Here is a 20045-nt window from a genome sequence, read left to right as displayed (position 1 = left end):
TCCACGAGGCATTGGAATTTCAAACATATTTTCTATGAACATTACCATTCTAGCCTCTTTTTTCATCCTCCTACTAAAAACTAAATAAAAGTAAATTATAAATTCGGAATTAATAATTCCTTGAAAGATGCTTCTTCCCATTTCATATAGATATTGATTTGTTCAACTTACCTACGTTCTTTATTCCTCACAACTCTTGAATTTATCAACAACCTCTTTATAAGAGAATAGTACTTTAAGGATTCACCACGATGTTCTTAAAAGAAGTTGCGCCTTTTTCAGTCAGAGAAAATCCAAACATGCCATGAGAATATCTTGAATCACTATGATTCATGACTTCCTTACTGTTTATGGAAAATCCTATATCATTTCCTCGACACGTTAGTTCAAATCTATAGCTTTCTCCTAATTCCCAGTTATATGAAGCACTCTTTAATAAAGATAGTCCGAAGTCCTGTACATAAAGAGATACTTTCCCCTTTCCATCAAACCCAATTTGATAATATCTCTTCACACCTTCTGCACGAAAAATTAATGCATGATGGTAACCTTTAGTCGGAGTTAATGTTGCTCGAATAGTAGCATCTCTCATATAATAATGGCCTGTAAAGGAAGCACAGTCTGTCTCACTTTCAACCACCATCGCATCATCCTGCAATCCCCAATTCCCTCTATGATGAGAAAAAGGAGTTACACTTAAGAATTCTATGGATTGCTTTGAAAAGTTAATTGAATAGTCTGGTGTACCATATATATGAAATTCATCTAAATAGACTTTGCCAAATGCTCTATTTGTTAGCGTGGAAGGACTTTCAAAAATAAACCCTACTTCATCCACAAAAGTCCCATCTGTTTTAGGTATTATAAATTCAATTGTTTGCCATTCATTATCGATTAGAACCATTTTATTTAGTTCTATTATTTCCTTTGTATAGGTATTACGCACATATGGTGTTATCTGAATTTCTTCTCCTCGAAAACGTTCAGTTAAAACCTTCGCTGAAACAGTTTGACCACTATATGCTATAGGAGCAAATGTTGGTTTATATTTTTCATCATTAAAATCTTCTCTACGGTAAAATGTCTTATAATACACTCTACTTTTTTCGCCTTTAATCATTCGGTCTAAAAATATTTCTAATACCCCAGGCGTCTTATAACCTTGTCTCGAATTGTGTTTCAAAAAGGTTTTAAATGAATAATTAGTTTTAAATCCATGTGTAGATCCAGGGAGAGAAAAATCAAAATATACTTCTTCTTCTTTATAACTGCTTACTAAAGATGCTGGAGCTTGCTCTTTTGCTTGGCTATAGCCTAATAAAGCGAGTGATTTTACGAAAGTAGGAATATCTACTATATTTAAATAACCTGAGGCACTAGAGGTAGCAATAAAATCATTTATAGGTTTTCGGTAGTTATCAGGAATTTCATTTATGCCTACAAAAACACCTACAACAGTTCCTACATTTCCCGCATTGCAATCAGTGTCCCATCCACACATTGTTGCAATTTCTATTGTACGTGCAAGATTGCCATTCCCGTAGAGAAGCGATAATACACATACACCCGCGTTAGGAATGATATGACATACGCCAGTATATTTATCATATCCCCATTCTTGCTCTAGATAATTTCTACACTTCAAAAAATCATTCGGATATTCACCGTGAAATTCTTGAACTTTTCGAACGACGGCGGCATAGGTTGAGTCCTGAGGAATTACGTTTAACCCTTCCTCAATAATTGTTGCTATAGTGGTAGCTGAAAAAGCACTAGCTATACATGCTGCAATAAACCTGGCACCATATAAACCATTTTTATCATGTGATACACTTGCGGCAATTTCAGCATAATCTGCCGCCTTACTTGGGTTATTCGGGAATAACAGCCCCCAAGTATCGATGAATATCTGTCCACCAATTTGTTCAGACATCACAAGTCCGTTCGTTTCAGAAGAACCAGAAAGGGGAGCTGGAATCCCCTTTTCTAGGTTTAAGTATGCTGTATGTTCAGTGCTAATTCCCTCGCCGCCCCACCAAAACATCCCAATTCCTTCACGAGAATAGTTCAACCAAGCTTTTGCAACATCCTGGGGTTCTAGCTTGTCACTTTTTTTCTCATCAATTAACGCCCTTATAAAAAAAACAGGACCATTAGCATCATCATCTGCAGAAAATGTTTTGTAATCTTTCAGGTAACCCTTTATTTCCCCGTATACATCACGAATAATTTCAGGAGTCCATTCTGTTGGCTCGACAGGTACCCCTAATCTAATACCGGCATTCATTCCAATAAATCCTGAATATATTTTTTCTATATAATTGTTCGGTAACACCAGAATACCTCCTCCTTAAATTATCTAAGTATTTTTTTCACCTTCTCCATATTATGAATATCACTTGAAATAATATTTTTTGCTACTTCACTAAATGAGTTTGTGAGTTTATTAAAATCTAAATGATTTGCAGCTTCTAGCGTCTCGATATCTTCGTCAGTAATGGCAGATGAACCATACATAGCTCCTAAAATAACGCCAATCATAACGCCAATAGAGTCAGTATCACGTCCTGAATTAATGCCATCATATATAGTTTTATAAAATTCTCCGTTATTATAGACGATGAATCCCAATGCTATCGGGAGTTCCTCTATGGACCACAACCTGCTTGGTGTGTAGTGATTAGATGGTATGCCTAACTTCTCCATTTTTCTATGAACATCATTTTTCATAGGTGAAAAGTTTTCGAGACAATTATGAAATGATGCTACAACTTCATCAATAGATGCATTATTTCTCCTAAGCTCTTTAGCGAGATCGGTTATTGCTTTAATAGCTGCTTTGGTTCCATCTTTTGCATAATGTATGGCTACCTCAACTATTTCCTCAATCGTTGTATCTTGTTCAAAAGCCTTGGATACACAAGCAGCCAAAACTCCTGCTGCTTCTAATCCATAACTCGCTTGGTGAGCCATAGCAAATGAAATTGCTTCATCATATGCCCCTTTAGGATTTCCTGCATTTACAATCCCAATAGGAGCAATATACATGGCTGCACCGCAATTTATCATGTTGCCATATCCGCCTTCTCTGGGATCACAGTTTGCTAAAACATTTCGTAAAAAGATATGTTTCTCCGGATAAAATAGGCGTTCAATTAACATCGTCTCTCGATCAAATTCGGGAATATATACTTTTCTGAAAGCAATTTCTTTAGCAAATTCATTCGCCATATCATAAGCATCCAAATGTCTTTTTTCTATCTGATAAACATTACATAACGCTAACGTCATTAAGGTATCATCTGTAACAATTCCATTTCCCCTCGATTTCCCGAGGCTCTCATCAGAGCTCAAATCATCCTTATACCACTTAGTGTGAAGAGACTCTACTCTCCCATATTTTTCTTTAATTTCTGCATAACTCAACTTTTCAACAGGCGCGCCAAGCGCATCACCTAACGCCGTTGATAGTAGTACACCCTTAACTCGCTCTTGAAAATCAATCATTTATTTAACTCCTTATTTTATATTGTCATTAGCATATTTAGTTAGTGATTCACCACCAGCTGCATACCACTTTTCAACATATTCATCGAAAGCATCCAATGGTTTTTTCCCAGTAATAATATCTGCAGAATACTCTTTGTACAAGTTTTCCATTGCATCCCACTGGGCAATATATTCTTCTGGTAATACAAAAGCATTATCTTCACTATAGTAGCTTTCAACCATTTCTATAGATTTTGCTGCCGCTTCACCTAAAAGGGGCGTTTTTGGTGATAGATCAAACTCAGTTTTATTGGGTTCCCAGTAGCGTGCATACCAATCACCATAATATTTTTCTGTAAGTTCAATTTTGCCATCAACAATATTATAATGTTCTCCTTCAAAACCTAATCTATCCAATTTTTGACCTTCAGGACTTGCTAAGTAATCAAGGACTTCAAATACTATCTCTTTATTCTTGGATTGAGATGATATTGCAACCCCTCTAGATTCTTTCGAGATATCTGTGGCTCCAAAACCTTGATACTCTCCCTTTGCCGGAGGTAAAACTTCCAATTCCGACTTTTCGCCGTTTAGTACTATCATTCTATCGTTATAGATATCAATTACTTTCCCATTTGTTCCTGGGATAACTGCAGTTTCTCCCTTATAAAACACTTCTTGTTTAGTATCATGTTTTTTCGTTAAATATTGTTGATCAAGTAAACCATCCTCATACAACTCTCGATAAAACTTTAATTTATTTTTTGTTTGCGAAGACACTTTGAAATGTTCGAAACCATTGTTATTATCTAACCATGTTTGATTGATACCAAAAGCCATATCAAAAGTATAATCCAACTCACGTATGTCCCCAGCAACAGTCACAGCACTTGTAGATTTTCCGATTTTTACAATTTCGTCGAAAAATGCTCGATAGTTCTCTACCGTCGGATTTTCTACTAATGCAGCGGAAGTACTTGCTTGATCAAACCAATCTTTTCTTACTACGGGAACACGAGGATCAAGTGGTTTAATCCAAAGTAAGTACGGATAGTTTTTCATTCTAGCTTCGTTATGTGGATTCATTGTTGATTTAATGTATTTCGATTTCTCAATGTAAGGTGTTAAATCTTCTAATAGCCCCTGATCAGCTATTTGTTGGTCTGCACCTTGGAAATAAATCAGGTCAGGTATTTCGCCACTATATAACAATAAATTTAATTTTTCAGCGTAGTCACCTTGTGCAACCTCTACAAGTTCAAATTCCACATCCAAATCCATATCTTTCTTTAATCCCTCAGCTAACTTTTCATAATAGGTTACAGCGACGGGATTTGATGGACCATCATCTTTAAATACAACCTTAATAGTTGTTTTGCCAACTTCAGCAGGTGTTTCCCCCTCCTTAACAGGCGTTTCTTTTTCCGCTTTTTCTGAATTTGTACAAGCTGCTAGTACCCCGATCATTAAAATCATCACAAACGCTAAAAAAAGTTTTTTCATTTCTTTTCCTCCCCTTTTTTTAAATACCAAAGTAATTACCACTTTTAATCTTTAACTCCTCCCTCTAAGGCCCCCTTTGCAAAGTGTTTAAGTATTAAAGGATATAAAAATAATAAAGGAATTATAGAGATAATAATCGTCCCTGCTTGTAATGATGGGAAATCTAAACTTGCTAATACATCATAAGACTCTGAACTTAAACCACTTAGTAAAGTAGTATTATCTTGACGAATGACAAATTGTCTAAGGACAACCTGAAGTGGCCATTTGTTTGGATCTGTCAAATAAATAGTAGCTCTAAAATATTCATTCCAGTGATATACACCATAAAACAAGGTGAATGTAGCTATTGCAGGTTTTGACAACGGAAGCATTATTTTAGTGAATATCTTGAAATGTCCAGCACCATCAATTCTTGCAGCCTCTATAATACCATCAGGAACTTCATTGAAAAATCTCATCAGTATGAATAAGTAATATACACTTATTGCCCTATACAAAATAAGCGATGTGTACGTATCAAGTAACCCTAAATCTTTAATTAATAAGTATTCAGTAATCATAGATGGGTCTACCACCATGATTACAATTAGAAAAATGATAACAACCTTTTTTCCTATAAACTGAGTTTTCGCCAAAACATAGGCAGTCATTGTCGTTAGAACTAAATTTAGAAGTGTACCTACAATAGTAATTAATAATGAGTTACCAATACTTCTTAAAATTAGTGGATGGGACAAAAGTATTTTATAATTGATAAGTGAGAACCCCTTAGGGAGGATGCCTAAACCCGATAGCTCGTTTACACGTTTAGGATCCGATAATGACATGGCTAGTAAATTTAGTAATGGTATTAAAACTGATAATGCAAGAAATAGCAACAGGGAATAGATAATCACTTTTGACCAGGGTATTTTCCTCATCTTAATTCCTCCAAAACTACCAGACACCGTTTCCAGTGTATTTTTTTGATATATAATGTGTTCCTAGAATCAACACAATACCTACAAGCCCTTTAAATAAACTTGCAGCTGTAGCATAAGCATATTGACCATTTAAGATCCCAATCCTATATACATAAGTGTCTAAAATATCTATAACACTGTTAACAGAGTCATTGCTTAAATTAAATACCTGATCAAAACCTGCATTCATAAAAAATCCTAAATTCAGAATAAAGATCGTTACGACTGTACTAGCTAATGAAGGTAGTGTAATATACTTCATTTGTTGATAGGTAGAAGCTCCATCCATTCTTGCTGCTTCGTATAAAGATGGACTAATTTTCATGATTGCTGCAATGTATAGTATTGAATCCCAACCAGCACTACGCCACATTTCAGAGAAAACCAATACCCAACGAATATGTTCCTTGCTGGTCATAAAATCGATTGAAGGAAGATTGAAAAAATCCCTAATAACATTGATACCACCATCTAGAGGATGTAAAAAACTAATCCAAACACCTGCTATAACGACCCATGATAAAAAATGTGGTAAATAAGCTACTGCCTGTACATATTTTCTAAAAGGCCCTGATCTTACTTCATTTATTAATAATGAGAGAATAATAGGTATAGGGAAAATAAAGATAATTTTCATCGAACTTATTATGATTGTATTTTGTAATACATCAAAAAAAGCAGATGAATCCATCAGTAATTTGAAATGCTTCAATCCAACCCAAACATTATCACCGATTATTCGATAATCTTGAAATGCTAGTTTCATACCTATGATTGGTATAACGTGAAATACCACAAAGTATGTAATTCCTGGTATAAGCATGCAGTAGAGGACCCAATCCTCTCGGATCTTTGATAGTGTTCTCATTCTCTTCATGAATCATCCTTCTTTCAATATTCGGGCTACCTCATCAATGGAAGGCATTCCTGTCTGGGCACCTTTTTTTGTAACCGATAGGCCTGCTGCAATAATGCCGAAACGAACGCAGTCCTCTATCGATTTTCCTTCTGAGACAGCAACGGTAAACGCTCCTGTAAATGTGTCACCAGCACCTGTAGTATCAACAACATCAACCATCATGGCCGGAACCTCTACTATAGTAGTACCATCAAAATATAATACCCCTTTATTCCCACAGGTAATAATGAGTTTGTTTGGAAACTTGAATAAAACCTCATTCATTGAACCGGTTTGATTTGTCACCGTTGAATATTCGTGCTCATTAGGTGTCAAATAAGTAATACAATTTAACAATTCATCACCTAGTTTTTTAGCGGGAGCAGGATTAACAATTATAATCTTGTTATGCTTATATAAAATTGGCACTAGGTATTCCAGAGTTTCAATGGGTATTTCTAATTGGAACAAGATGATATCGTAGTTCAGTAATTCAGACGCAATGCTTTGACTGTAGGCTCGATTAGTAAGTTCATTAGCACCAGGTACCACAATAATTTTATTTTCGCCTTTGAATATTTGAATAAAAGCTGCACCTGTAGTTATGTCATTCAATAGTTGAAGTTGGTTTATATTTATGTTCTCTTTTTGTAATTGACTATTAAGCACTTTCCCATGTTCATCATTTCCTAGTGAACCAAACATAGAAACTTTGCCGCCTAATCTTGAAGCTGCAACTGCCTGGTTAGCACCCTTCCCCCCTACAGAAGTAAAAAAGTTTTTACCCAAAATCGTTTCACCAGATTTCGGAGATTGATCACATTCAATAAAATAATCCATATTAATACTACCTACTACTGCTATCTTTTTCCCCATTACCAACACCCCCTTATTCGTTTCTTTGCCCCATAATGTTGTGCTGCATATACATTGTAATCTCCTTCACTTCCAGACAAAGCTATTAATTTACTCAATAACCATTCACCCATCTAAAAACCGATTTAGTATAACAACAAAGGTGCTTTGATAAGATGCAACTTTTTCTAACCGGTTAACTGGGTTTACCAATTTGGGTAAACTTATTTGTTAACATCTAAAAATGTAAGTTTCCCCTTAACTTAGCGAACCCTTTAAATGACATAGATGCATTCTAAATGATTTTATTAATCCTTAATTCCTCGACTTCCTCTTCTGAGAGAGACAACATTTTACAATAAATCTCATTATTATGTTCACCTTTATTTGCTCCCAAACTTTTAACCGCTCCAGGTGTTCTCGAAAATTTTGCAACTACATTTGGAACCCTCATTTCACCAAATTCTTCATCCTCAACGGTAATGAATGTTTCTCGATGTTTAAAATGTGGATCTTCATATAATTGACTCACGTCATACATTGGACCGATGACTGCCCCGTAATCATTAAATACTTGGAGAACTTCACTAAGATTTCTTTCTTTAATCCATCCACCTATAAGTACATCTAGCTCCTTAACGTTTTTGATTCTAGCCTCATTAGTGGAGAACTTTTCATCTTCAAATAATTCTTCTCTTCCAATTGCTTTAAATATATTTTTTGTTATCGATTGTGTGGCACCTGATAAAGCAGCCCATTTCCCATCTTTTGTTTGATAAGAATTTCGTGGTGCAGTTGAAACACTGCCATTTCCAACACGCTCGCCAACTATACCAAGTTGGTCATATGCCATTAGGTGTGGTTCCATAAATCTTAATAATGGTTCATACAGAGACATATCAATAAATTGTCCTTCGCGATCGGGATTATTTGCTCTTTCATATAGTGCGATCATAATCGATAATGATCCAAAAACGCTTCCAACTCCATCAGCTAGAGCAAGACCTGGAAGTGTTGGTGAACCACCTGCTTCACCGTTTATTGATGTAAATCCACTCATCCCCTCGGCAACTGTACCGAATCCCGCCCTAGACGAATAAGGACCATCTTGACCAAATCCCGTTGTTCGTAATAAAATTAACGATGGATTAATCTTAGATAAAGTACCCCAATCTAAATTCCACTTTTCGAATGTCCCCGGTCTAAAATTTTCTACGACAACATCGACTTCAGAAACTAGCTTTTTAAATAGCTCTTGCCCTTCTCGTTTGCTAAGATTCAGTGTGATACATTTTTTATTTCTATTTAACGTTTTCCAAAAAAGTGAACTACCCTCTTTTTGTTTTCCGTATCCTCTAGCATGATCTCCAAACTCTGGGTGTTCAATTTTTATTACATCTGCACCAAAGTCAGCAAGATAGGTACTAGACCAAGGTGCCGCAATCATAGTAGATGCATCAAGAATTTTAAGTCCTTTTAAAGGTAAACTTTTATTACTATTCAATTAACGAACCCCCTTATATAGACTCTCTAGCTGCCTTCTTTTTAAATTCAAATTCTTCTATCTTAGTATGTCTATCAATGATTTTTTTCGCCTTTCTATAGTGTGAGTAATCAATCATTTTATCCCCTAATTTTATTGAAGCTTTTCCATTATCTAAACTAACTTCAAATGTGTCGATAATTTTTCTTGAAAATTTAATCTCCTCCATGCTCGGAGAAAAACACCTATTTAATACTTCCACGTTTTTTGGATGTATACAGCTAGCACCAAGAAATCCGTGTTTATAAGCAAGAGTAGCATTTTTTTCAACAATTTCATTATCACTGTAATCAGATATACTTCCCATTAAGCCAAGCGGAAGCTTATCATAAGCACGTGCAACAAAAACCATTTGCATTCTAGGGATTAAAAATCCATTATACGTTTCATTAGTAAGTTCCATACCTGAATCAAGAGAGAAATCCTCAGCCCCAAGCGAAATAGAATCAATTCGCTTACTAGCCTTTATAATTTCTTCGACATTTAAATAACCTTTTGCCGTCTCAATCGTGATACCTAACTTAACTTTCCCATGAGGAATCCCTCTTTTCATTTCTAATTCATCCAACAAGGAATCTATATACTTAAGCTGATCTACTGTCTCAACTTTTGGAATATATAATCCATCTAAAGTTGGGGAAACGGAATACTCAATATCCTTTTGTAATAAATCTTCTGTATTATTGACCCTTACGATTACTTCACTTCCACCTTTTGAAACAACCACAGTTAGTGCTTGAATTAGCTTACGAGTGGATGATTTCTCAGCTATTGAAACACTGTCTTCTAAATCAAGAACGATTGCATCTGCATTTCTTAAGTAAGCCTTTTCAGTAAACCTTTTTTCATTAGCTGGCATTATTAGTCTTGACCTTCGAATTACATTATCTGTTCCGTTAATAACCATTTTATTACTCCTCAATCTTTTAAATTACACATTCTTTTTCGAATGTGTATAAAATGTTCCATTACTTTTTGTTTTGCAATTTGAGGATCTCTATTTTTGATAGCTTCTACAATCGCAATATGCTCCTTTTGCGCTTGTTCAAAGTTGTTCCCCCTAGCAAAGTTCTTTTCACGAGTTTGATTAATTATTTCCATGTTCAATTTCATAAAATTTAAAATAGCACTATTCTTACTACATTCTGCAAGCGCATGGTGAAAATAGTAATCAGCATTTGGTTCCCCAGAAGAAGTTGGTCCTATATTCATTTGTAAAGCTAAGTATTCAAGCCTAAGAATATCTTTATCCGTTGCTCTTTCACAAACAAATCCAATCATTCCAGTCTCAATAATCTCCCGAGTCTCTATTAAATCCAACATTGCGGATTTTTTTAAATCTTCGATGACAGGATGTTCACTTCTATCAATTTCATCTAAGCTCTTTCTTAAATACCTCCCATCGCCAGGTATTGTTTCAATGATCCCTTGCGATTCTAGAACTCGGAAAGCATCCCTTAATGTTCCCCTACTAATATTAAAGTGTTCGGCCGATTCTCTCTCTGAAGCTAATCGATCTCCTATTTTCAAAATGCCTTTTGAAAAATCTTTTTCAAGCTTTAAAATCACTTGTTCATATAATCTTGTATGCTTAATTTCTTGTCTATTCACGATGCATTCATCCTATCCAATTATGTGATTTCAATCATATCAAATAGATATCCTTTGATGTATGCGCTTCCAATTTGAATAGTAGTAGCACAACCTAACTATAAAAACGCCCCTGGTTTACTGGGTCTACCAATTCAACTTAATTATATACACAACCCTGATAATGTCAAATAGTATATTAATTTAACAATCTAATTACCTTGCAGTTAGCTAATTCAGGTTCTCCATTTAATTTTCTGTTACCTGTTATCGGAACTAATTAGTTAATACACTACAATTGTGTAATAATGGTACTAAAATCAACCGAATTTGCGGATGTCTGATCTTTTTGTATGTTTGTTGAGGTGTGAATTGTTTTTCTTTTTGTGACGTACAGGTACCCAAAAATTTAAAATTAAATAGGGATATTGCCCGGAGTTTAACTCCTGGGCAATATCCCTATCCTTCAAAACTATTGATACGGCTGTATTTATATTATATTTACAAATGAAGACGACAGGAGTCGTTTCTAACGTTATCAACTATAAGAAATGTTTAATGAAAGTCAGTAATAGTAACGATTAATCGAAAGTTAGACGCTTATACTTTCGATTAATATTAACGTTTTTTTTGCCAAAAAGTATGCCACGAAAAGAAGGAGCGTATCTACTACTCTTTTTTATTTCACCACAATTTGAAACGTATATAAATCGTCGTAAATAAAATGGTGCCCCGTAACTCCCCGCGCAATCTCTCCAACCACTTCTGTATTCAGCAGCTAAGACATTCCTCGTCAACGTTCTAAAAAAGCATCCAACGACTTAACTTTTATACGCGATTCCAATACATCGCCACCTGAATATTTCCGTTGCTTGCAAATTGTATACGTCATTTGATTTCCTCCTTTCATAAATAGCCACTCATTAAATCATTTTCTTCCAGTTCAAACATTACAGTGGCTGAATATACTCGAGCACCACCATCACGAAATTGCGCTATCAACCGTTTAATGTAACGACTAAACTTACCGTATTTTTCGTCCTCGACGTACTCCATCAATCCTTTTTCGTGTGCATCCGTTTGATTGCCAGTTGCCCGGCAGCACACAATTGAGTTTAATTCTGAATTGCGTCTGATTTGCACCATGCACAGGCAGCATGTATTTATTTATTATACCTTGATATTGGCTTTTCCCTCTAACTCTTTCGCTAGATTTTCTTCACTTATTCTTTCCCAACAAGCATTACATTTATTAGTCTTCTTGCCTTTTTCATTCAGGTGAAGGTCGTTATGCCTTGTAGTTTTACCACATATGAAACAATTCCTATACAGAGCGCAAATTATTTGTACAAACGGATCATCAGATGTAGTGGCTACGATATCTTTTATGTTTTTCACAAGAAGTTTTGCTGTGTTAACCGCATCATCACAAGCAGAGTGAAGTTCTCCATCTTGTTCAATTCCACTCATCGTTAATGCTTCTTCCAGTGAAATTTGTCTATTTTCTTGAAAAACATCAACACATATAGGTCTTTGTATATCATTAAAGTTCTTTACCCACGATAAATCAAATCTTTCCTTCGCATAGTGATGGACAAGGAGTCGAAGGTCGCTATTGCTCCAACTACATAGATAGTAATCTTCTTCGCCTATCCACTTACGAAATCTTTGCACTACCTCTACCATGTTCGGTGAGTTAATGAACTGATCAGCAGTTCCCCCTATAAATCTCAATGTTCTCTTATCAAGTAAATCCATTTGTGGGGGCTTTACGTAAGACTGAAACGTATCAACGATCTTTAATTCACCTTCGACATCAGAGACTTTGGCAGCTCCAATTTCAATTATATACTGTGGCATATCTGTTGTACGTGACATCGTTGCCTCTAAATCGAAAACTATATATTGCATGATAATACCTCTTTCATTTTAGCTTGTAACAAGCATATCTTTATTCCAGATGTAATTGTTAGGACCTGTTCATTCACCGCAATTACATACTTATAAGGCGTGGATTAGGTATTTACTTCAATATCTAATCTTCTTTGTATTCTTATAGAACCGTGTGAATTGATTGTTGCATAGGTACCTAAAATTTAATTCTTCATGTGCGCAGTGCTGACGGTAGACAACTAACATAACGTGCGTGTATTCACCTACATTTTTATGCTCAGTACTTTTCAAACTTGGATAAAACTAAACACTTATAAAAAAACTGATTGCAAATCTGCCCCGCCCAAAACACCTAGCTGAAAAACAATTCCACGATTCAACTTCAGATTAATGTGAAATGGAAGTTTTTATCCTCTCTAAAATATAAATAATGTCGTTCAGAGGATATCAACAGGGCGTTATATAATCGATATCCGCTATTTATTTTATGAAATCGTGATGAATCATCTGAATATCCTCTCTCACAGGCTCCTCCCACTACCGACTTCTTTTCGCAAAAAGTTTTTTCTTTATGTTTAAGTAGTTTTTCATTTCAAAAATCAAATAAAATAGATTCGCCCGTACTTCAAATTCTTCTCTTGTCTTCGGCAACTCCATCCTACGGATCAAGGCATTTAATTCCTCTAACTCATTTAATGAAATGTCCGTTGTATCTCCCGAATGAACGTTCCGACTTAAATTCTCCAAGAACTCTGCAAACATTTCTTTCTGTTTGACGTCTAGGCTGGATGACGAGAAAATAGCAACGATTTTCATCATATGTTTTAGGAGTTCCAGTTGATCCTCTCGCATTTCCAGATAATAATAATCTTTATTTTGTTTTCTCAGCGGATGATTTTCTATATCTTGAATGGCAATGCTTTTGGATTGATTAATCAAATCTTCTACCTCAAGTATCTCTTTCCCATCCCAGCTTCGCATACTATCCCTTAAATTGGCAGAGAATTCAAAGAGAATAATTTCAAACTTTTGTTCAATCTCCTTCTTAAAGTTTTCAATATCTCGCTTTAAATTTGGCATGAAACTATTGACGAGAAGAGCAATTCCCATACCGATAAAAATAATATAGAGCTCGTTCAGAAACAGAGCCCAAGTAGCATCCTTTACTGTATAAACATGTAATACGACAACCATACTTGTGACAAAACCAGCCTGGATGTGAGCTCTTACAAGGATTGGAACGAATAATAAAATAAATAAGGAAAAGACAACGGGGTAATAACCCAGTACTTCAAACAACAAAGCACCAAGAATCAAAGATAAAAGAGAAGCAAAGAATTTATCCTTCATTGTAATTAATGTCTTTTTCTTCGTTCTCTCGATACACATAATAACAATAATTCCTGCAAATGTTGCAAATTCCAAATCCAATAAACTCGCAATCCAAATTGCCAGCCCTGCTCCTACAGCAGTCTTTATCGTCCGATAGCCCATACCAATCACGGAAGCACCATCCTATTATTTTCTATGTAAGTCCTTGCAGGTTACCTGTTTTACAAACATTCGCGTTAATTCACATATATGTACAATCATAGACACCATAACCGGTTAGCATCAGCTTCGATGGATATCAATATATTTGTAGTGTATTCTAAGAATAGTTTTTGGACTATTCCTCGAAATTCATCTGCCTATAGTTTAACACGTAGATAAATTTCAGGTAGCTGTGCGCGGACATTAATCATCAAGTAATTCACTATAATATAATGAAAATTAGACAAATTGGCGAATTCCTGCTATCTTTCTACATTTATCTGGGTGTGTTAGTTGTTTGTCTTTGTTTGACGCAGGTACCCCGAATTTTAATCTCTTATATTCTAACTCCTCCCCCTTTCAATTCTTGTCGAATAGGCCGATACTAATAGCAATAAACAACTAGAGGTATGACAATGTTTTGTCAGAAGTGTGGGGGGGGTAAAAATGAAGCAACTTCACTGTTTTGTAGTAGTTGCGGTACTTCTATGTAGAAAACGGGAAAAATGTGGTTGTGGATAGGCATAGTCTGTACCGTTTTCATCTTGGCAGGAGTCGGATACGTGCTTGTACAAGTGCTAAATGACCAGAAGCCTAGTGAAGTGGTGGCAACCGTTGTTGCGGAAAAACCAAAAGAAGTCGAACAGCTTGTACAGCCTGTTGTTAAGAAAGTGTAACGTGTGGAAAGGCTTGAAAAAGAAAAAACAGCAGTCATAAAAGAATTGTTGCCAAAGGTCTATACGATTTTCACGCAAGGGTGACTCGGATCCGGTTTCCTCTAAAAGAATGGCGGATTGGTCGTAACGAAAGCGCATGTTGTTGTCGGTTACACGGATGTAGTTTTGTCTGCCTGTGCATCACACAATTCGAATTAATTCTGAATCGTGTCTGAATTGCACCGTGCACAGGCAGCACTTTCTCAATATGGCAATGATTCAGGAATAATTGAAAGGGGAATAGCCCCGTAACGCCTACCCCCATAAATTCAGCTCTTTAATATACACCATCCTCAGATTCTTTATACTCAGTAATAAGATATCCAACTTTAGATGTTTGATGGTTTCGACCTTTAAAGTCTCTTCCATCAATACCATAGGCTGACCATCCTTCTTTCCCAATGTAAAAAGTCAGTATGTTCTTGTACCCGAACTTTTTAGCTACTTGATCTTCACTGATGAATTTTAACTTGTTTTGAGTTAGAAACTTACAGATTCTCTCTTGTGAATTATCCATTTTTACTCATCCTCTCATTTTCAAATGAAATGTTCTTTTATTGATTGGTGGGAAAAGAGTAGCGGTTAGGCTAAACTAATCTTAAAATAATCGGAAGTCTTTCAATGAATCTGCGACTTATTCTTCTGTAATTACGATATATCTCTTTGTAATTGATTGATCCGAATGGTTGAAGATATTCCTTAGAGTTACTATATCATGAGTCCGCTTATAGTAGTGATAGCCGAATGTCTTCCTCATGAAGTGAGTTCCGATGTCTGCCTCCCTATGAGTTCTCCTGCTGCTACTAAAATTCTGTAAGCCTGTGTAGTCGCTATATGGCTATCGTCTTTACGTGACGGGAATAGGTAACCTTCTTCATTAATACTCTCTGTATAGTCTGCAATGTCTGCCATGATAGCGTTAAGGTGTACAGAACGTTCTTTCTTCGTTTTACCTTCACGGATTTTGAAACTGGATTTTCCTTTTACGTCAGACACTTTTAATTTTACAATATCGCCTACACGTAAACCTGTTGATATTCCGATTTTGAATAGAAGTACATTTCTATTTGCGTTCTGTTTGCCCATTTCTAATGCTTTAATCATTTCTTTGATTTCTTTTTCCGTTGTTAATGATTGAACGTCTATCATCATGCCTTCTTTTTTGTTCGTGTTTGCCATCGTAATCGCCCCTTCCTTATGTACGCTTTTGATGTTAATTAAAAGCATACATTCAATAAGTGAGCAATAGATAAATAGCTTTGTTGCGCTATTACGTATGTATCATTTCACACAAAAGCATACATTCAAATCAATCTCATAGTCGACTATCGTCATGACCTTAGTTCCTGCATGAAAATAAAACAAACTTGCTACACTTACACCTCTCTACACCAATATTTGTAAAAACGTTACACTATACCAAACAACTGATTATTTCGTTATCCAACTAATGGGGCAGGTTTGTTCAATAAGAACCTGAGTAGGTTTTTATCCAATCACATATTTCTTAAACACATATTATATAAGAAATAAAAAGGTGAATTATGTGCAAACAAAAGAAAATTACTAGAATAAAACCTAACGGATGTTGTCCGCCGGTTAAGTACACAGCGCTTAATAGTTGTTGTCCTCTTCCTCATCCAGCCCCCCCTTGGTTGAGTCTTTGTGACTGTTGTGTTTCTCCACTTCAGTCCGTCTTACAACGTAAGCGTAAAATAGCGACCACCTATTTTACGCTTACTTACATATACTATTTCTTTAGTTTTTATTCCATCTAGAGTAACATTTAACCCTCGAAGTTTTCCTGTAAAATCGGCCTTTGTCCCTCCTTCAATAACATTACCCGTATCCTTAGCCCCAACATCCACATTCTTTATGTCAGCCTTTACATCGACATCTCCACTTTTGATACTCGTAGAAATATCTGTTTTTGCGAATGGCATATTGAATGTAAAGGCATTTGGCGTACCCAATTGGTAATGAGTGTTAGATAAGCTATCTAGTCGATTTTGAGTTTTGCCTAGTGGACTGTTGACGACATCCTGATAAATTGGTGAATAGATGGACGCCATCTTCTCTGTACTTACCACATTTCTTACTTGATTTAAATCGTTTCCTTTTAAGGCTAATTTCCCACCCGTACTTGCCCAGCCAGCAACTGGAATCATCGCTCCAAAAGAAAGGGCCGCATTTAATGCATCCCCTCTAGCCGTATAGATAACACCATTTACGCCATCTGCTACTTCACCAACAACAGGTATAAGCCCTGCTAAATCTAATCCAAACTGGAAAGAATCAAGTAATTTGTTTTCTTTGGGTTTGTCGACTTTAACGGTCTCTTCTTCCTTATATTCAACTTTGGAAACAACTTCATAGAAAACTGTCTGGTCTACAACATACTCTTTAATGAGTAAACCATTTTCATACTCATGATATTTTATATTTCCCTCTACATTTTCTTCAATAGTAGTTACTTTTTCCCCTTCAAGGGTTTGAAAAGGGGTGGCAGTAATCATCGTACCGATCAGCCGTTCCTGTTCCATTAACCATGGATTTAAGTATACTTTTGGGAACAGTTCTGTTCTAATTTCACTTCTAAACGTCAGAACATTCCATTGGCTCGGGACGAAGTTTATGTCCTTTACCCCTGCTTGGAACAGTCCCTCCATATCCGTAAGCCACATGTTCATCGTCTGCAAATCTTGTTCAATGGGATTCAGTGCGGAAGTCTGTGTTGCATCAAATTCATAAAGTTGTGAGATGGTTTCATCACGTTTTCTCTTAGAACGAATGACTCCCTCCTGCACTCCGCTATTATCGAAGTGGGGCAGTCCGACAATATCACTCACCTGATCCATGATACTGTTTGCCTCATCCGTCAAACTAGCGGTGAGATGACCAATAAGCGTAAAGTCCCTGTTCTAGCTCTCCCTCTAGGAATTGTTCTACTATGTAACCGGTTGAATCAGGTTCGAGTGAATGAAGTGCTGCCTCCATCTGGTGAAGCACTTGTTTGAACTGTTGGGAAAACAACTTAAAAAAATGAAGAAATGGTAAATGACATTCCTGGTAAAAGGAGCGGATGGCATTACCACCCGCTCCTTTAAATTGTTCCTCCATCTACACTAGACCCTCTACTGCATGGTGGATCGCTTCCATTTCACTGCTTAACCTGTCCAACATAGTAATGTTGCGCTGCAGCCCATCCCGAAATAAATCTACATCTACTATTTTTATAGGCATTGCCTCATCAAGCGTTTGAAAATAGCCACTTCACAATATTCTTTAGTATACGATAATACCCCACAAGTGAACATTCTTCTCCCCCTCTAGTAATCTATAAACAGTTATTATATTCCATTTTTCACAAGAATGTGAAGAAAGGAGTTATAATATTCCCAAGAATAACGAATTAATTTATATAAAATAGCACATGACTCGTGCTAATAAGCTTCTGTTTTAAGTTTTGATACTGCTTCAAATACAAGAGGAAAGGTGTATCATACCAACCTGAGTTAGTTTTCTTGTATCGCATTGTCATCTAAAAATGGATGATGTCCCATCCATTCTTCCAGATAAGAATAATTAATCTTGACAGAGTGAAACAGCATTTCCTACTGATTGGTGAACTCGCTACATTGAGTTCATTAACGAAAGCACTATTTCAGCTTCGTCTTAGTTTTGTCTGCCTGTGCATCACACAATTTGAATTAATTCTGAATTGCGTCTGAATTGCACCGTACTCAGGCAGCACTCACTTTTTTATAAAAATACGGCCCGCACATGGATTCATGGGTATGTACATAAGTCCATGTGAAGTTTTTGTCGAAAATATAAATATCTATCCGAGAATCAAAATCCGCTGCAATTACTTTGTTTGCTTTGTTGCATTGTATAACATAAGGTGAATCTTGATACATTACATAGAGTTCATTCTTAGAGACAACATCAAAAGCTTTTCTTGCTGCTACCTCCTTCAAACATTCTTGTTTTTCATAGCTGAAAATATGCCATTTATGTTGAGTGTAGTGAATTGATTCCCGCATTTCTTCGTTGATGTTTTTCGCAAATGTGTTGTCCCATAAATCCTCAATTTCTTCTGCTCCTTCAAATAACTCTGTGATGATTACACCTTTATCGAGTAAATTCTTCTTGAACAGGTAATCCTCTTGAATAAATTTAATGGACCAATACACATTTTCCAGCTCATCTTTTGGTAAACTGTTTAATATTTCATCTATTTTGTTTCTCATCATTGTAACCTCCTACTATCATTCTCTGAAATACCTTAACATTTTCCAGCTAGTCCGCTATAGAATAATTCCAGGTAAATTGCACTCCCTATAGCAAAACGAGATGACATTAAGTATGAGAAAAACATTTCTTGCACTCGGAATTTTCATAATCGTTAACTCTTCAGCAACCCCTATATGTATTTTGAGTACCAGGTTCTAAAACAATTCGGAATTGAATTATACGCTTGTACCCTTCATGATAGACTGGAACGCCCAGTGCTTTACCGACCATATCGGAGCAAGCAATGTCCAGCGCCGCTTTAGCAGTCGGAGCACCATAAATTTCTGAGTCCATTAATTCATGAATACGCTCCATATTTTCCGAATTTTCTCCAATAAGCTTAGGTGCTTAGGTGCTAATGTGTTTTTCAATACCGCAAATGTTCCTGTCCAGCTTTCGCCTGTCACATGATCATCCGCTACACTTTCTCCATATCCCACATGACCTGTATCTGTTGTTATTTTGACGATAATAGAAGGCAAATAATCGTAGCTTGCATAACTAATGACAAACGGCTCGTGTAAAGGTAAGTGGATTGCATAAATTTCAATTTCAGTAATTCCTATTTTTTCCAAACCATTTCGATTGGGAAATAATTTTATTTGTTATACCATTTTGAAGGCATTCTTTATTTCATTTTTTCTAATAAATAAAGAAAGAAAGTTCACTGTAAATAAATGAACTCTCCTTTATCTTGATAACCTACACACATCTTCTCTTTAGCCACGCCTAGATTTGTAGACGTCGATAATTCACTTCATCAA

The 20045-nt window shown here is 36.0% G+C and carries 16 protein-coding genes and 2 pseudogenes; all 18 read right to left on the bottom strand.

Annotated features, from left to right (window positions below):
• Nucleotides 1–235: 235 nt before the first annotated feature.
• Nucleotides 236–2335 carry an ADP-ribosylglycohydrolase family protein gene (locus I2484_RS09200; protein ID WP_207150743.1) on the bottom strand — a complete coding sequence of 700 codons (2100 nt, stop codon included), beginning with the start codon at nt 2333–2335 and terminating at the stop codon, nt 236–238.
• A gap of 20 nt (nt 2336–2355) precedes the next feature.
• Entirely contained in the window at nt 2356–3507 is a 1152-nt protein-coding gene (locus I2484_RS09195) for an ADP-ribosylglycohydrolase family protein (RefSeq protein ID WP_207150742.1), read from the bottom strand.
• Between the two features lie 12 nt (nt 3508–3519).
• Complete coding sequence (locus I2484_RS09190; protein ID WP_207150741.1) at nt 3520–4992, bottom strand: extracellular solute-binding protein; 1473 nt, start codon at nt 4990–4992, stop codon at nt 3520–3522.
• A 44-nt stretch (nt 4993–5036) separates the two neighbouring features.
• A complete protein-coding gene (locus I2484_RS09185; protein WP_207150740.1) occupies nt 5037–5915 on the bottom strand; it encodes a carbohydrate ABC transporter permease in 879 nt (292 codons plus the stop codon).
• 16 nt (nt 5916–5931) lie between these two features.
• Nucleotides 5932–6834 (bottom strand): ABC transporter permease, encoded by a 903-nt coding sequence (locus I2484_RS09180; protein WP_481886394.1) that lies wholly within the window; start codon nt 6832–6834, stop codon nt 5932–5934.
• A gap of 3 nt (nt 6835–6837) precedes the next feature.
• On the bottom strand, nt 6838–7731 hold the full coding sequence (gene rbsK, locus I2484_RS09175) for a ribokinase (RefSeq protein WP_207150739.1): 894 nt from the start codon (nt 7729–7731) through the stop codon (nt 6838–6840).
• A gap of 274 nt (nt 7732–8005) precedes the next feature.
• On the bottom strand, nt 8006–9214 hold the full coding sequence (locus I2484_RS09170) for a CaiB/BaiF CoA transferase family protein (RefSeq protein WP_207150738.1): 1209 nt from the start codon (nt 9212–9214) through the stop codon (nt 8006–8008).
• Nucleotides 9215–9227: 13 nt separating this feature from the next.
• Nucleotides 9228–10160 (bottom strand): HpcH/HpaI aldolase/citrate lyase family protein, encoded by a 933-nt coding sequence (locus I2484_RS09165; protein WP_207150737.1) that lies wholly within the window; start codon nt 10158–10160, stop codon nt 9228–9230.
• Nucleotides 10161–10171: 11 nt separating this feature from the next.
• Nucleotides 10172–10864 carry an FCD domain-containing protein gene (locus tag I2484_RS21820; protein WP_207150736.1) on the bottom strand — a complete coding sequence of 231 codons (693 nt, stop codon included), beginning with the start codon at nt 10862–10864 and terminating at the stop codon, nt 10172–10174.
• Nucleotides 10865–11749: 885 nt separating this feature from the next.
• Nucleotides 11750–11989: a hypothetical protein gene (locus I2484_RS09155; protein ID WP_207150735.1), complete on the bottom strand. Its 240-nt coding sequence runs from the start codon at nt 11987–11989 to the stop codon at nt 11750–11752.
• Nucleotides 11990–12013: 24 nt separating this feature from the next.
• Nucleotides 12014–12754 (bottom strand): 3'-5' exonuclease, encoded by a 741-nt coding sequence (locus I2484_RS09150; protein ID WP_207150734.1) that lies wholly within the window; start codon nt 12752–12754, stop codon nt 12014–12016.
• A 519-nt stretch (nt 12755–13273) separates the two neighbouring features.
• Nucleotides 13274–14230: an aromatic acid exporter family protein gene (locus tag I2484_RS09145; protein WP_255551265.1), complete on the bottom strand. Its 957-nt coding sequence runs from the start codon at nt 14228–14230 to the stop codon at nt 13274–13276.
• Nucleotides 14231–15262: 1032 nt separating this feature from the next.
• Nucleotides 15263–15502: a hypothetical protein gene (locus tag I2484_RS09140; RefSeq protein ID WP_207150732.1), complete on the bottom strand. Its 240-nt coding sequence runs from the start codon at nt 15500–15502 to the stop codon at nt 15263–15265.
• 117 nt (nt 15503–15619) lie between these two features.
• Nucleotides 15620–16071 (bottom strand): annotated as a pseudogene (locus I2484_RS09135) (tyrosine-type recombinase/integrase).
• A 611-nt stretch (nt 16072–16682) separates the two neighbouring features.
• Nucleotides 16683–17843 (bottom strand): T7SS effector LXG polymorphic toxin, encoded by a 1161-nt coding sequence (locus tag I2484_RS09130; protein ID WP_207150731.1) that lies wholly within the window; start codon nt 17841–17843, stop codon nt 16683–16685.
• A gap of 25 nt (nt 17844–17868) precedes the next feature.
• Complete coding sequence (locus tag I2484_RS09125; RefSeq protein ID WP_207150730.1) at nt 17869–18105, bottom strand: T7SS effector LXG polymorphic toxin; 237 nt, start codon at nt 18103–18105, stop codon at nt 17869–17871.
• A gap of 623 nt (nt 18106–18728) precedes the next feature.
• On the bottom strand, nt 18729–19238 hold the full coding sequence (locus tag I2484_RS09120; RefSeq protein WP_255551258.1) for a DUF4275 family protein: 510 nt from the start codon (nt 19236–19238) through the stop codon (nt 18729–18731).
• A gap of 241 nt (nt 19239–19479) precedes the next feature.
• Nucleotides 19480–19847 (bottom strand): annotated as a pseudogene (locus tag I2484_RS09115) (dipeptide epimerase); the annotation flags it as partial.
• Nucleotides 19848–20045: the final 198 nt, after the last annotated feature.

Origin of the sequence: Sporosarcina sp. E16_8 (genome assembly GCF_017347095.1) — a bacterium.
In the GTDB taxonomy this organism is placed as follows: Bacteria; Bacillota; Bacilli; order Bacillales_A; family Planococcaceae; genus Sporosarcina.
Note: the sequence above shows the minus strand (reverse complement) of the source record. Positions and strands in the feature narration are given on the sequence as shown.

Excerpts from the sequence above, each read along its gene's own strand:
- I2484_RS09195 (WP_207150742.1), bottom strand. The coding sequence starts at position 3,507 with ATGATTGATTTTCAAGAGCGAGTTAAGGGTGTACTACTATCAACGGCG.
- I2484_RS09190 (WP_207150741.1), bottom strand. The coding sequence starts at position 4,992 with ATGAAAAAACTTTTTTTAGCGTTTGTGATGATTTTAATGATCGGGGTA.
- I2484_RS09185 (WP_207150740.1), bottom strand. The coding sequence starts at position 5,915 with ATGAGGAAAATACCCTGGTCAAAAGTGATTATCTATTCCCTGTTGCTA.
- I2484_RS09180 (WP_481886394.1), bottom strand. The coding sequence starts at position 6,834 with ATGAAGAGAATGAGAACACTATCAAAGATCCGAGAGGATTGGGTCCTC.
- rbsK (WP_207150739.1), bottom strand. The coding sequence starts at position 7,731 with ATGGGGAAAAAGATAGCAGTAGTAGGTAGTATTAATATGGATTATTTT.
- I2484_RS09165 (WP_207150737.1), bottom strand. The coding sequence starts at position 10,160 with ATGGTTATTAACGGAACAGATAATGTAATTCGAAGGTCAAGACTAATA.
- I2484_RS09155 (WP_207150735.1), bottom strand. The coding sequence starts at position 11,989 with ATGGTGCAAATCAGACGCAATTCAGAATTAAACTCAATTGTGTGCTGC.
- I2484_RS09150 (WP_207150734.1), bottom strand. The coding sequence starts at position 12,754 with ATGCAATATATAGTTTTCGATTTAGAGGCAACGATGTCACGTACAACA.
- I2484_RS09145 (WP_255551265.1), bottom strand. The coding sequence starts at position 14,230 with ATGGGCTATCGGACGATAAAGACTGCTGTAGGAGCAGGGCTGGCAATT.
- I2484_RS09140 (WP_207150732.1), bottom strand. The coding sequence starts at position 15,502 with ATGGATAATTCACAAGAGAGAATCTGTAAGTTTCTAACTCAAAACAAG.
- I2484_RS09130 (WP_207150731.1), bottom strand. The coding sequence starts at position 17,843 with ATGGATCAGGTGAGTGATATTGTCGGACTGCCCCACTTCGATAATAGC.
- I2484_RS09125 (WP_207150730.1), bottom strand. The coding sequence starts at position 18,105 with ATGGAGGAACAATTTAAAGGAGCGGGTGGTAATGCCATCCGCTCCTTT.
- I2484_RS09120 (WP_255551258.1), bottom strand. The coding sequence starts at position 19,238 with ATGAGAAACAAAATAGATGAAATATTAAACAGTTTACCAAAAGATGAG.